The sequence below is a fragment of the Janthinobacterium sp. BJB446 genome (genome assembly GCF_002735655.1).
GTDB lineage: Bacteria > Pseudomonadota > Gammaproteobacteria > Burkholderiales > Burkholderiaceae_D > Janthinobacterium > Janthinobacterium lividum.
Window position 1 is genome coordinate 1972160 of record NZ_PDZK01000001.1, and the last position, 12170, is coordinate 1984329.

A 12170-nucleotide genomic window follows, 5' to 3' on the forward strand; every position below is an offset into this window, starting at 1 on the left:
TCGGGACGGGTTGAATAGGAGAGCTTCAGCATGGAAATCGGAATACTTGGCGGCGGCATTGCAGGCTTGAGCGTGGCGCTTGCCTTGAGCAAGCTGGGGTACAGTCCCCGCGTATATGAGCGCCGGGCGGGGCCTGCGACGATGGGGGCTGGCGTTACGCTCTGGCCCAACGCCGGCTTTGTGCTGGAGGAACTGGGGCTGCTGCAAGACATCGCTGCAGTGGGAGGCCGGCCAGTGGCCATGCACCGCCAGGATGCCGCGGGCAATTCTTTGGGGGGCATCGATATTGCGCTGCTAGATCAGATTATGGGACATCCGACCCATACGATTTTGCGCCGGGACTTGCAGGCGGTACTGCTGGATCATGCGGCACAGGCCGGGATCCCGGTAGAATTCGGGCATCGGGCGGTGGCGATCGACCTCGATGCTAGCGGCAAAGCCGTAGCGCGGTTCAAAAACGGGGTAAGCATTCGTCCGGATCTGCTGATCGGCGCCGATGGCCGCATGGACTCGGTGGCACGCCGGTTCGTCGCGGGGGACAACACGCCAGTTTATCAGGGCTTCGTGAACTGGGTGGGTGTGGCGCAGGGAAAGAGTGCCTTGGTGGACGATATCGCGATTCAGGATTATTGGGGTTCGGGGGATCGCTTCGGTTGCGTGGCGGTCCGGCCGGATTTGGTCTACTGGGCGGCGGCGCAGGCACGCCCATTGCCGGGGGCGACGCCCGCAGCGGATATGCGTAAGGAGATTGAGGATCTGTTCGCGGGATGGCCGGAGCCTGTCACCCGCATCATCCAGGCGACACCGGCGCATGCCATCCGACTGATTGCCGTGCACGACTTGGAGCCGCTGCACACGTGGAGCCGGGCCAATGTGCTGCTCGTGGGGGATGCGGCGCACGCGCCGTTGCCGACATCTGGCCAGGGCGCCTGTCAGGCGCTGGAAGACGCCTGGCATCTGGCGCGGTGTCTGGTTGGGGCGGACGGCTGCCTCGATGCAGCCTTGCTGCGCTTCGCGGAGATCCGCGGGCCGAAGACCGCGAAGCTGGCCGAGCAGGGTCGCGTTTTCGCGCGCGGCCTGTTTGCCACTGATCCTGAAACCTGCCGCATTCGCAATGATCGCGCCAAGGCGTCCGATCCCTTGCGTGACGTGCATGCCTTGGCAGCAGGATGGGCGCAGGGTTTGCCAATGGCCGGCTGCACGGATGGCACGCCGGTGGACAGCGTTGGCTCCGATAGTCTGTACCGTCTCTGAAAGACTATGCCAACGTAGACACCGCATAGCGTCTCCGGCCGCGAGACGCCTCACTATTGAGCGAGCCTGGCATTTTCGGACTGAATCGCCATCAGTAGCTTAGGCTCTCCTGATGCATGGTTGTCGAAAGAAGAAGAGCCGATGATCGTGTTCGGGTCTGGGGTCTTGCCAGGCACCTGGAGTGCAATTTAGTAGCAGCCTGATCCAACGACGAGATCGGGTCTGGCCTGTCTATCTCCCCTGCCCTGCTGAGACTCCTGCCGCGTTTTAGCAAAAGCCGGCCTTTGAATCGCCACCAGTAGCGCATGCAAGGCGTTTTACTGTTGAATGAAGGATCTTCTTCATGCAGCAGCCCTAAAGAGGCGCAAGATCGCCGCGACGGTGCGCGGCGGTGGCCTGTCGTGGGAGACCGGGCGGCAACGCGCTCTTTCAATCATCTGAAGATCCCACCGGAAACAGATGTTCAGCCATGAAATCAACGAACGCCCGGACTCTGGGCAACACTTGCCGATTAGACGGCCACAATAGCCAAAAGGTACTGGACGAACCGGACCATTCGTCCAGCACCGTCACCAGTTCTCCGCGATCCAGGGCCGGCCTGACCGCGAAATCCGGCAGGTAGGCAATGCCGTGGCCCTGGATGGCCATATGCCGCAGGGTCTCGAGGTGATTGCTCGTCATGCTTGCCGCGGGGCGCATGTCGAGGTCCTCGTCGCCGCGCCGCAGGCGCCATTTTTCCAGCAGGCCGGTGCTTGGGATGCGATGCAGCAGGCAAGCGTGCCGGGCGATGTCCTCGGGCCGTTCGGGCGTACCGTATCGCTCAAAATAGCGTGGCGCGCCCACGCAGACAAAGCAGCTGATCCCCAGGCGCTTGCTCATCAGGCGGGAATCGCTCAAGTCTCCCGTGCGCACTACCGCATCGAAACCTTCGTCCACGACGTCCACCAGCCGGTCGCTGAAATCCAGGTCGAGTTCGATCTGCGGATAGTGGCTGGCAAAGGCAGACAACACTGGCCACATCAATCCGCTGACCAGCGGCAGGCTCACCCGTAGTCGGCCTTGCGGGTTTGTCGTCGTGCTGGCCAGTTCATTCTCGGCCGCCGCGATCTCGGAAAGGATACGCCGGCAACGGTCGAGGAACAGCGCGCCTTCCGCTGTGAGGCTCACGCTGCGAGTACTGCGCTGGAACAGGCGCACGCCAAACTTCTGCTCCAGCCGTGCTACTCCCTTGCTGACCGCCGACGCGGAGATACCCAACCGCTGTCCCGCTGCCGCGAAGCTGCGCAATTCGGCGACCTGCACAAAGATCGTCATGCCGCTGTGGCTATCCATTCCACCTTCCAATTGATGACAAATCAGTCATGTTAATCATGATATCTGCACTATTTTTCCATGAATAGTTCCATTGTATCCTCAGTTATACAGTAGGGCCGTCGTGGCATTGCCGCCACAGCCATGAATCCGAGAGCGTGAGTCACTCTCAGAGGAAGCCAGGAGTGACTCGCCATCTTTAAGGGATACCCGATGAGTACCACCACCATCGCATCTGCGTCGGACGCGAGGGTTCATAAGACCCCGCTGATCGTGACCGGCTGCCTGACCGCTGCGGTCATTCCGTTGAGCATTGCCAGCCCCGCTGTGGTCGTTCCCTCGATCAACCAGGCGCTTGGCGGCAGCGCGGTCGAGCTAAACTGGATCATCAACGCCTACATCCTGACCTACGGCAGTGCGACACTGGCCGCAGGCAGCCTGGCCGACACCTATGGGCGCAAGCGGGTCTGGCTGTCTGGGATGCTGTTGTTCGCCTTGATTACGGCGGCGATTCCCTTCATGCCGTCCGTGCTCTGGATCGACATCCTGCGCCTCATCCAAGGCCTGGGCGCGGCAGCAGCCTTTGCGGGCGCGATGGCTGCGCTGACACAAGAGTTCGATGGACACGCCCGCACGCGCGTATTCAGCCTGATCGGTACGACTTTCGGTGCTGGAGCGGCATTCGGCCCATTTATGGCTGGCCTGCTGATCGACACCCTGGGATGGCAATGGGTGTTCTTTCTGCCGGCGCTCGTCGCCATGCTGGCATCCGCACTCATTGCACCATTTGCCCGCGAGACGCGCGCCCCCGACGCCACGGGACTGGATTGGCCCGGCGCCATCAGCTTTACCTCCGGTCTGGCCCTGCTGACCTACGGCATCATTCTTGCCCCCGAGCGAGGTTGGAGCCATGCCTGGGTCCTGGCTTGCCTGGCGAGCGCCCTCATGTTGCTGGCCGCCTTTGTCGTCATCGAACGCCGGCAGACCAAGCCCATGCTCGACCTGTCTCTGTTCGTCAATGCCCGGTTCGTCGGAGTGCAGGTGCTGGCGATTGCGCCGGCCTATGCGTACATCGTGCTGCTGGTCATGCTGCCAGCCCGATTCATCGGGGTCGAAGGATACAGCGCACTGGCAGCCGGGCAGATGATGATTGCATTGTCCGCGCCGCTGCTAGTGGTGCCCTTCATTGCCGGCCTGCTGGCGCGCTGGATCAACGTTGGCGTGCTCTCTGGCATTGGCCTCGCCATTGCGGCAGCCGGACTTGCCTGCTTGGGCTTGACGCTATCCGGCGATGCGCAAAGCGCGCGTTTGCTGGCGATGCTGGTGATCGGCATCGGCATCGGCCTGCCTTGGGGGTTGATGGATGGTTTGGCCGTGAGCGTTGTTCCCAAGGAACGGGCGGGCATGGCGGCCGGAATCTTCAATGCGGTACGCCTGGCCGGCGACGGGATGGCCATCGCCGCCGTGGGGGCCCTGATGTCCGCCAACATTTTCTCTGGACTGGTGGCTTCAGTGCCGAATGGCACATCAGGGCAAGTGGCGAATGCCGACCTGGTCGAAGCATCGAGCCGGTTGGCGATGAGCGATCTACCAAATGCGCTGGTGCATTTGCCGACGGCCGGACGGTCGCTGCTGTTGCAGGTATACGAGGACGCATTCCGTTTTCAGCTTCTTGTCTTGGCGGGCGCTGCGGCAGCGACGGCGATCCTGGTGCTCCTGCTGTTGGGCAGGGTAAGACGGCATGACTGATCGCAAGGAATTAAGACATTTACGTTACTTCCTGGCCGTCGCTGAAGAACGACACTTCACCCGCGCCGCCGAGCGGCTGCACATCAAGCAATCTCCGCTGTCGCGCGTCATACAGGAGCTGGGAGAAGAACTGCGTGTTGTGCTGCTCGCCCGCACCACGCGCAGTACACGGCTGACTCGCGCGGGCAAACTGTTCCTCGATCATGTACCGCGCGTCTTCGCCGCCTTGCAGCAGGCACGCGATAGCGTGAAAGCGGCGGCAAACGGCTTCCACGGCCAGTTGCGCATCGCGTTGTCCGACGGCATCACGCCGTGGCGCTTGAATTGCCACCAGTAGCTTAGACTCTCCTGCCCCATAGTCCTTGAAAGATGAGAAACCGATGGATCGTGTTAGGTCCTGGGTGTTCTGCCAGATTCCTGGTGTGCAATCGCGTGGCTGCCTGATCTACCGATGTGATCGGGGTGGGGTCTATCTCCCCTGCCCCGCAGAGAATCCTACCGCGCGCTAGCAAAAGCCAATCCGGCTGTGGCGGGTTCCGGTAGGCTATCTTCCATGCCTAAACACCTTGCAACGTTATAGCTGAGGTTTTGCGGGGCGCCGACTTTGACTTGATGCGTTGGCGGTAGATCGACAAAGTATTTCGTCATCTCCGATCGATCCAAATTTTGCGCAGCACGGCTTTACCCTGTGCATCTACGCCATGCACCTGAAAAACGTTCTTTGCCAGGTCAATGCCTGCAGTAGTCATCTTCATGGTGGACGCTCCTTTCGGTTAGGGAGATAGCCCCCCTATTTTGGCACCTAGATGCCTGTTTGAAAGAGGGCGTCCATTCCATTAGAACCTTCCGCGATACCGCACGAAGGTTGATGTCGTTCAAAAATCCGCGTATCGGGGCAGCAAGTCTTGATCGACTAATCGGATTTCGATGGAGTTGGCGATCTTGACGTGCTCGGGATTCTCGTCAGAGAATGGCGCGTCGGTGACACTGACGATGATCGTGCCAATCTGCTTCTTGTCGGCTCCCAGAACCGGCACTAGCGCGCGAGCCTCGGGTACTTGCTGAACAGTGAGTACCCGAGGCAGGTACAACATCCAGCCGATTCCTGGGCGGTCTTTGAAAACCTTTTTGTCAAAGTAGCCGGCCGATTCAATCGTCACGAAGGTGGGATGCCAGAGTACTATGGACTTGTGAATTAGGCTTGTGACGAGTTGCCAATCTTTTGCGAAGGCGCCAGGCTTTGCACGCAGTACCACCATACTTGTTTCCGGTATCGGTCGGCCAACGTACTGAACAGACGCACCTTCGCTGCCGTCGCGGCCATTCCACATGCTGACGATACGCGGGTCCACATCGTGCTTCAAGGACTCAGTCAGCACTGCAATTGCTGCTGTGGTCGGGCCAGCAGGCCCAAAAACTTTGTAAAGTAGCGCTTCTGCTTTTGTGTTGCCTTTGAGAAGCCATCCATCCAATATCGGTGAACAAGCAAGAAGCTCAGGCACGAGCCCATGCAGTTCATCCAGCATCGTCTTGATCTCAAGCGCGCTGGCATGACGGAATATGGTGGTAAATTCGTAGGGACGTTTCATGGATTGAATATCGTTTCGATTGGAAGCCGCATGGTCATGAGTGCTTTTGAGAAAAACCGATAACTTTTAGATTGCATGAAGTACCAGCGGAGTTGAACCGGTGGCATCGCCCACTATCGCCAGCATCCCTTGGAGTTCAAACGCGCATTGGTGGCGCTGCCGCTGCTACCGTGCGCCTCGGTAGCTCGCACCGCCCGCGAACACGGTTTCAATGCCAACCAGGTGTTCAGCTGACGCCGTCTTTACGAGCAAGGGCGCCTCGGCGTACCCGTGTTAATGCGTGACGATGTGATAGGTCGGCGGGGAGTGACCAGCGTAAAGCTGGTCGCATCCATAGTTCCAGAGAGGGGGCGGTCGAAGCGTCGAAGTAGGCGGCGTGCCCGTCTCTTACTAAGGCCGCATCAAATCCGGTCAGCGTGCAGCTACTGCAGATTAGGACGATGTGTACCAAAGGCCAATTGACTTGACCTTGTTGTCGAACAGTGATTATCCCCTGCATGGCAGGATATTTTCGTACCATCGAAGTGAGTTATCCTGTGTCAAATATCGACATAGCGAGGCAGCAAGTCCTGATCGACCAGACGAATTTCAATGGCATTGGCGATCTTGACGTGCTCAGGATTCTCATCATTGAAAGGCTCGTCGGTGACACTTACGATGATGGTGCCGATCTGCTTGTCTTTACCTTGCTCGCCCGTCGCCATGACGGGTACCAAGGCACGGGCTTCTGGCACTTGCTGGGTCGTCAGTACACGCGGCAGGTACAACATCCAGCCAACACCTGGACGATCTTTGAAGACTTGTTTTTCAAAATAATCGTTACGTGCAACTGTGATCAATACCGGCCGCAGAGAACCCGCGATAATGGACAGCAGCTCTTTCACTCCATGTATGCCAAGCCGTTTCGCCCCGACGCCTTTGTAGCTGATCTTAAACGACCAAGCGGGCCAGTCACTGTCGCTAAACCCAAGCGCCATAGTCGCGCCCTCACCCTCTCCAAGTTCGCCATTCCAGGCGCTGAGAAATCGGAATTTCTCGCCCTTGAACTGCGTCTCAAGTACGGCTTCGGCCGCTGTGGTGAGCTCTCCCGAAGCGTCGAAAACCGGATACAGAAACGACTTCTCTTTAGTATCCTGCGACAAAAACCAGTTCTTTCCAAGCGCCTCGGTTTTCTGCAAGAAACGGGCTACCATTGCGATTTTTTTGACGGCAGGTCGGAACGCAATGGATGGGTTCACAGCATCACGTTTAAATAAAGATTTTATTATCATGTTATGGAATGTAAAAAGTGGCAATGCCCAGCTCAGTTAACTGGGGGCGCATGTGCTTATAAGCGAGTGGCGTTTGGAAGTACCATGACAGCGAAGCTGGCGGGTTATTCTTGACAATGTTGGACTGAGCCGCGGCCTGCTTCAATGCCATATTCTCGAATATTTGTTCTTGAAAGTCGTATTTAAACTCACCGTTTGACTTAAAAAACTGGTCATAATCCGCTTTTGCTTCTTGCAACAAGCACAAGCGGGATTGGAAGCCGTCAAAGTCTCTCTCTTCAAACAACCATTCCATGCCTATCAGAAAACCAGTGATACGGGCTTGATAATCACGCGCGGCGGGCGACATGCTGTGTTTAACAGCCATAAGCGTACCCTTGTCTGGCGGGCACCGGCATCTTTCTTTGGTATCGCTTCGCGTCTCGGCACGCGCGAGGGGGGTGACGCGGGCGTCTTTTGCGTCTTCTGCCTCTTTTTTTCGTTTGCGCAAGGCTTCGTCCGTGAGCACTGCTCCCGCAGCGATACCCAAGGCTAACAAAATTTTTTCCACGACTGCTGGTATTACCAATATCGGTAGCGCACCCATTAGTGCTCTCCTTCCAGTTTTTTATCCATCACCGCGATCAGTTCGTCGAACCTCTGTTCCGGCGTGGCGCCAGGCTTGCGCAGGTAGGCATCAACCAGCGGGTCGTCATGAATCCCAGGCGCGTCGGCCGCCAGATACATCAGATGTACGATATGCGGCGTGGACCTGAAACCGATTCGAATGGCGTAGGTGTACGCCGCCTGCATGCGCTCGATCACGGCCGCCCGGCCTGGCTGGATTGCCATGTCGGCACGCTTGGCCAAAAATTGGTCCGCCACTGCGATGACGAAATCGCTCATGTCGCCGGTTTGCACTGCACGCCATTGCTCCTCACTGAACGTCAGCATCGTGCCTCCCTATGATTGCCCGCTTGCCGTCGAGCAGCAAGTGCCATTCATGAATGTGGCCAAACATCGCCTCCCGCTGTGCCGGCTCAAGTATTTGTGCCAGCTTCACCAACACGCGTGGATCCCAAAAGCGCAGCAGCGCTGCGCGGCCATCCGGTAGCCGTGTTTCCAAGTGTAGTTGCAGCAACTGCGCCAGGCCACCAAGGTCGTGCACGGCGAACAGCCAGGTAACGGAAGGTGTTTCTTGCTCCAGTGCGGCCACGTCTTCAAGAAACGAAGGCGCTGCTCCCGCCACGTCGACCAACCAGGGTCCCGCATGCGCGAGCGCAGCGTCGGGTGTGCCGGTAAATAGCGGGTAGCGCGTCCCATCCTGCGTCATGCGCGTTTGGCGGTGTGTCTCATATTGAACACCGTCGACCAGTGCGTATAAGCACAGCGCCGAGTGATGTTGCTGAAGTTGCTTCAGGCGTTCCAGGACGTCAATCAATATTGTCACTCCCTGATAACGGCGGTCGCGCCAGCGGCGGCAGCAGAAAGCAAGCATTCGAGGCAAATGCCGGAGTCGGTATTTGCGGCGATGTTGCCGGCGGTTTCCATCACGTCATTGTCGTCGACATCAGCCGGGTCGCCCACGCTAGACTGGTCCAACCAGATCGTCGTGATTTGGCCTGAAATCAGTTTTGCACCGCAAGCGGTCGAATCCAAGTGACGCGCATAACCATTGCCAGTGCCGTCCACGACGTCGGCCGGTCCAGATGTGATGGGGAACGTGCCCTTGCATTTGGGGCATACCGTCATGTCGCCGACGCGCGCTATATTCTTGCCATTGATGTCACAGGTGAAATCGGCGCTGATGACCGTGCCGCCATGACTGGTCTTGTCGCCCATGACAATGAAAGGTCTGCTCAAATGATGCTCCTGAATGGGTGCTGCAACGCAATAAGTTGCATTTATAGCATATTTTCCAGATACATCAGGTTAGCACGATTCAAAATTAACAATAATGCGGTTGGATCGAAGCGCAATGAACTTTTCTTTGTTCTAAATGCGAATTGGGACATTGATGCCGATGTAAAGGTAGACTTGAACCTTCCCCGGCATAACGGATGGTAAATGGTATTATTTTCGATCGAGCAACCACGGCAGAATGCCTGCTACTGAGCGGTATAACGACACAATTGGCTTCGACAGCCTACCCCTCATCTACTTGAGGCGCGAAATGGGATCGACGATTTTGCATGCTGGCGTTGGAGTTGCCATCACGGCTGACGCGACATGGCACCTGGCGGTATCGCGCCAGAACAGAAGCTTGCCATGGCCGCTTACCCCTACTTTTAGAGCGCTCTAAAAATGGGGAATTACCCCGCCAATCAATAAGCGAGAAAGATAATCATGTTGGATAAGAAATGGTGGCATAACGCCGTCGTGTATCAGATCTACCCACGTAGTTTTCAAGACAGCAATCACGATGGGGTCGGTGATCTGGCCGGCATCATCAGCAGACTGGACTACCTGCAACATCTGGGAATCAACCTGATCTGGCTGTCGCCAGTGTACCGGTCGCCGATGGACGATAACGGCTATGACATCTCCGACTATCAGGATATCGCCGCTGAATTCGGCACATTGGCCGAGATGGAGCTGTTGATCGCAGAGGCGGCCAAGCGCGACATCCGTATTTTGATGGATCTTGTGGTCAACCACACCTCTGACGAGCATGCTTGGTTCGTCGAGGCGAAGAAATCCAAGGATAATCCCTACCGTGACTACTACATCTGGCGCAATGCAGGCGCCGACGGCTCCCCGCCCGACCAGCAACGTTCGTATTTTGGCGGGGGTGCATGGGAATACGACGCCGCCAGCGATGAATATTACTTCCATCTGTTCTCGAAACGACAGCCGGACCTGAACTGGGAAAATCCACAGGTGCAGGCAGAGGTGCATCGCATGATGAACTGGTGGTTGGACAAGGGCATCGGCGGCTTCCGCATGGATGTGATCGATCTCATCGGCAAACAGGTCGACCAGCAGATTATCGCCAACGGCGCACAACTGCACCCGCTGCTGCAGCAAATGCACCAAGCGACCTTGGCCGCACGCGATGTATTGTCGGTGGGCGAGACGTGGAGCGCCACCCCGGAGAGCGCCAAGCTGTATTCCGACCCGACGCGTCAGGAGCTGTCGATGGTCTTCCAGTTTGAGCACATCACAATGACCCACGATACCAAGGAAGGGAAATGGAAGCCGCGGCCGTTCGATCTGATCGAATTCAAGCAGATCATCAGCAAGTGGCAGACTGAGCTGGCCGATGCCGGCTGGAACTCGCTGTTCTGGAATAACCACGACCTGCCGCGCGCCGTATCCAAATATGGCGACCCAGGCCGTTACCGGGTCGAGTCGGCCAAGATGCTGGCCACCGCGCTACATTTTCTCAAGGGTACGCCCTATGTCTATCAAGGCGAGGAAATAGGCATGACCAATGTACGTTTCGATTCCATCCACGACTATCGCGACATCGAATCGCTCAACCTCTACCACGAACGCACGGCCGCCGGCGTGTCGCCGGAGACGATGATGGCCGGCATCCACGCCAACGGGCGGGACAATGCACGCACCCCAATGCAGTGGAACAGCACACACAACGCCGGCTTCAGTACTGGCACGCCATGGCTAAAGCTGAATCCAAACTACCCCGAGATCAACGTCGCGGCCGCACTGGAACAACCCGATTCGGTCTTCTTCCACTACCAGAAGCTGATCGAACTGCGCAAGCACTGGGACGTCATGGTTTACGGAAAATACCTGCCTTTGCTGGAGCAGCACCCGCAGGTATTCGCCTATCGGCGCAGCCTGGGTAGCCAGCAGTTGGTTGTCGTCAATAACTTCTCCGGCGAACACGTCGAACTGGATCTGCCAGCAATGCTGCACGGCATAGTCGGGCAAGGCTTGATCAGCAACTATGCCCAGCGTGACAGCTGGACCGACCACCTCAGCCTGCAGCCATACGAATCGTTTGCTATCGCGTACGAGTGTGAGGCGGGGCGCGGGTAAAGCGTTGTTGTGCAATCACGTCGAGTCGCGCGAACGCCTGGAAAAATGGTGATGGATGGGTAAGCGCACGCTGGGCTGGCTGCACCGCTTCCGCCGATTACGCATCCGCTACGAACGCCGTGCCAATATCCACCAGGCGCTTCTCTCGCTTGCCTGCATACTCATCTGCTGGAGATACATTCAGCGGTTTTGTTAAGCGTTCTTAGACATATGAATCGAAATTTTTATCGTTCATTCAGTCGCTATAATTGCAACTAGTTGGCCAAAATTTCTTGGCCGTTCGCTCATGACAGGCAGCAATTTTTTCCTGTTTTGTAAATCCAAATTCAACGTTATTGACAAATTTTTCGTCATCAGATAAGTTTGCATGAATATTTTTCTTGGGCCAAGAGGCATATGGCCGCATATCACTGTCTCCAAATCCAGTCTTCTCAGGTTTGCCATATTTACTTATGTAGCGCTGCAGTGGAATTGGGGAATCTGGTACCCAGCGTATCCAACTGATAGCGAGAGCATTGTCCGTGTCTTGCTCAGCAAGGAACTTCCAAGTTTTCGACCTGGGATTGTCGTTGGCGGGCGATGCGTTGGTAGCCTCTTCGGCCTCTGCCTCTGTTTGGAGCTTTTTAAATGTGGGACGGGAGTCGCTGAACGCCATATAGTGAATTGCCACCAGTCGCTTAGACTCTTCTAATCCATAGTTCTTGAAGATGAAGAACCGATGGATTGTGTTAGGAGCCTGGGTGTCCTCTGAAGCACCTGGTGTGCGATCTAGTAGCTGGCTGCTCAAACGACGAGATCGGGGCTGGCCTGTCTATCGCCCCTACCCTGCACAGACTCCTCCCGCGCGCTAGCAAAAGCCGGCCGTCCCTAGCCATAACTGCCGGCGAAGGATGGCATAGCTGACGGGTGCAACAGCAGAGCGCCTGCTTTCGCGCGCGATAGCGGCACAGTTGGCTAAGATAAACTAGCCCGTCATCTGCTTCGTGCGCTCGGTCACGCTCTGATGGTGGAC

Annotated in this window: 11 protein-coding genes and 3 pseudogenes; 5 read left to right on the forward strand and 9 right to left on the reverse strand. The window is 57.1% G+C overall.

The genetic code is table 11. The features are described from left to right. The first annotated feature begins 30 nt into the window (after window positions 1–30). Window positions 31–1254, forward strand: a complete 1224-nt coding sequence (locus CSQ92_RS08725; protein WP_099393877.1) for an FAD-dependent monooxygenase — start codon at window positions 31–33, stop codon at window positions 1252–1254. Between the two features lie 429 nt (window positions 1255–1683). Here CSQ92_RS08725 and CSQ92_RS08730 read toward each other — a convergent pair whose 3' ends face one another. Continuing rightward, window positions 1684–2586, reverse strand: coding sequence for a LysR family transcriptional regulator (locus CSQ92_RS08730; RefSeq protein ID WP_099393878.1), 903 nt, complete (start codon window positions 2584–2586; stop codon window positions 1684–1686). Window positions 2587–2778: 192 nt separating this feature from the next. On the opposite strand from CSQ92_RS08730, the gene CSQ92_RS08735 reads away from it, so the two are divergent. Both CSQ92_RS08735 and CSQ92_RS08740 read left to right on the forward strand, forming a co-directional pair. Continuing rightward, the gene (locus CSQ92_RS08735) at window positions 2779–4314 is read left to right on the forward strand and encodes an MFS transporter (RefSeq protein ID WP_257219170.1); all 1536 of its coding nucleotides are present in this window, start codon (window positions 2779–2781) and stop codon (window positions 4312–4314) included. After that, window positions 4307–4636, forward strand: a pseudogene (locus CSQ92_RS08740) (LysR family transcriptional regulator); the annotation flags it as partial. The gene CSQ92_RS08735 and the pseudogene CSQ92_RS08740, both read left to right, overlap by 8 nt. A gap of 299 nt (window positions 4637–4935) precedes the next feature. On the opposite strand, the pseudogene CSQ92_RS29610 reads toward CSQ92_RS08740, so the two are convergent. The 7 genes and pseudogenes from CSQ92_RS29610 to CSQ92_RS08770 form a co-directional block, all read right to left on the reverse strand. After that, window positions 4936–5069 (reverse strand): annotated as a pseudogene (locus CSQ92_RS29610) (IS110 family transposase); the annotation flags it as partial. Window positions 5070–5189: 120 nt separating this feature from the next. Next, complete coding sequence (locus CSQ92_RS08745; RefSeq protein ID WP_257219171.1) at window positions 5190–5903, reverse strand: immunity 52 family protein; 714 nt, start codon at window positions 5901–5903, stop codon at window positions 5190–5192. A gap of 539 nt (window positions 5904–6442) precedes the next feature. Continuing rightward, window positions 6443–7096 (reverse strand): immunity 52 family protein, encoded by a 654-nt coding sequence (locus tag CSQ92_RS08750; RefSeq protein ID WP_180276972.1) that lies wholly within the window; start codon window positions 7094–7096, stop codon window positions 6443–6445. Window positions 7097–7175: 79 nt separating this feature from the next. Beyond that, window positions 7176–7760, reverse strand: a complete 585-nt coding sequence (locus CSQ92_RS08755) for a Tox-REase-5 domain-containing protein (RefSeq protein WP_099393880.1) — start codon at window positions 7758–7760, stop codon at window positions 7176–7178. Further along, a complete protein-coding gene (locus CSQ92_RS08760) occupies window positions 7760–8107 on the reverse strand; it encodes a hypothetical protein (RefSeq protein ID WP_099393881.1) in 348 nt (115 codons plus the stop codon). The genes CSQ92_RS08755 and CSQ92_RS08760 overlap by 1 nt, the downstream gene beginning before the upstream one ends. Beyond that, window positions 8091–8603: a DUF4123 domain-containing protein gene (locus tag CSQ92_RS08765; RefSeq protein WP_225317467.1), complete on the reverse strand. Its 513-nt coding sequence runs from the start codon at window positions 8601–8603 to the stop codon at window positions 8091–8093. The genes CSQ92_RS08760 and CSQ92_RS08765 overlap by 17 nt, the downstream gene beginning before the upstream one ends. Further along, a complete protein-coding gene (locus CSQ92_RS08770; protein WP_099387980.1) occupies window positions 8600–9016 on the reverse strand; it encodes a PAAR domain-containing protein in 417 nt (138 codons plus the stop codon). The genes CSQ92_RS08765 and CSQ92_RS08770 overlap by 4 nt, the downstream gene beginning before the upstream one ends. Window positions 9017–9499: 483 nt before the next feature. On the opposite strand from CSQ92_RS08770, the gene CSQ92_RS08775 reads away from it, so the two are divergent. Together CSQ92_RS08775 and CSQ92_RS29345 are read left to right on the forward strand one after the other, a co-directional pair. Further along, window positions 9500–11158: a glycoside hydrolase family 13 protein gene (locus CSQ92_RS08775; protein WP_180276973.1), complete on the forward strand. Its 1659-nt coding sequence runs from the start codon at window positions 9500–9502 to the stop codon at window positions 11156–11158. A 52-nt stretch (window positions 11159–11210) separates the two neighbouring features. Next, window positions 11211–11354: pseudogene (locus CSQ92_RS29345) on the forward strand (IS5/IS1182 family transposase); the annotation flags it as partial. 39 nt (window positions 11355–11393) lie between these two features. Here CSQ92_RS29345 and CSQ92_RS28645 read toward each other — a convergent pair. Beyond that, the gene (locus tag CSQ92_RS28645; protein ID WP_143450316.1) at window positions 11394–11945 is read right to left on the reverse strand and encodes a hypothetical protein; all 552 of its coding nucleotides are present in this window, start codon (window positions 11943–11945) and stop codon (window positions 11394–11396) included. Window positions 11946–12170 lie beyond the last annotated feature (225 nt).

Bases quoted from the DNA above. Each gene is read 5' to 3' on its own strand.
- CSQ92_RS08725 (WP_099393877.1), top strand. From the start codon at position 31: ATGGAAATCGGAATACTTGGCGGCGGCATTGCAGGCTTGAGCGTGGCG.
- CSQ92_RS08730 (WP_099393878.1), bottom strand. From the start codon at position 2,586: ATGGATAGCCACAGCGGCATGACGATCTTTGTGCAGGTCGCCGAATTG.
- CSQ92_RS08735 (WP_257219170.1), top strand. From the start codon at position 2,779: ATGAGTACCACCACCATCGCATCTGCGTCGGACGCGAGGGTTCATAAG.
- CSQ92_RS08745 (WP_257219171.1), bottom strand. From the start codon at position 5,903: ATGAAACGTCCCTACGAATTTACCACCATATTCCGTCATGCCAGCGCG.
- CSQ92_RS08750 (WP_180276972.1), bottom strand. From the start codon at position 7,096: ATGGTAGCCCGTTTCTTGCAGAAAACCGAGGCGCTTGGAAAGAACTGG.
- CSQ92_RS08755 (WP_099393880.1), bottom strand. From the start codon at position 7,760: ATGGGTGCGCTACCGATATTGGTAATACCAGCAGTCGTGGAAAAAATT.
- CSQ92_RS08760 (WP_099393881.1), bottom strand. From the start codon at position 8,107: ATGCTGACGTTCAGTGAGGAGCAATGGCGTGCAGTGCAAACCGGCGAC.
- CSQ92_RS08775 (WP_180276973.1), top strand. From the start codon at position 9,500: ATGTTGGATAAGAAATGGTGGCATAACGCCGTCGTGTATCAGATCTAC.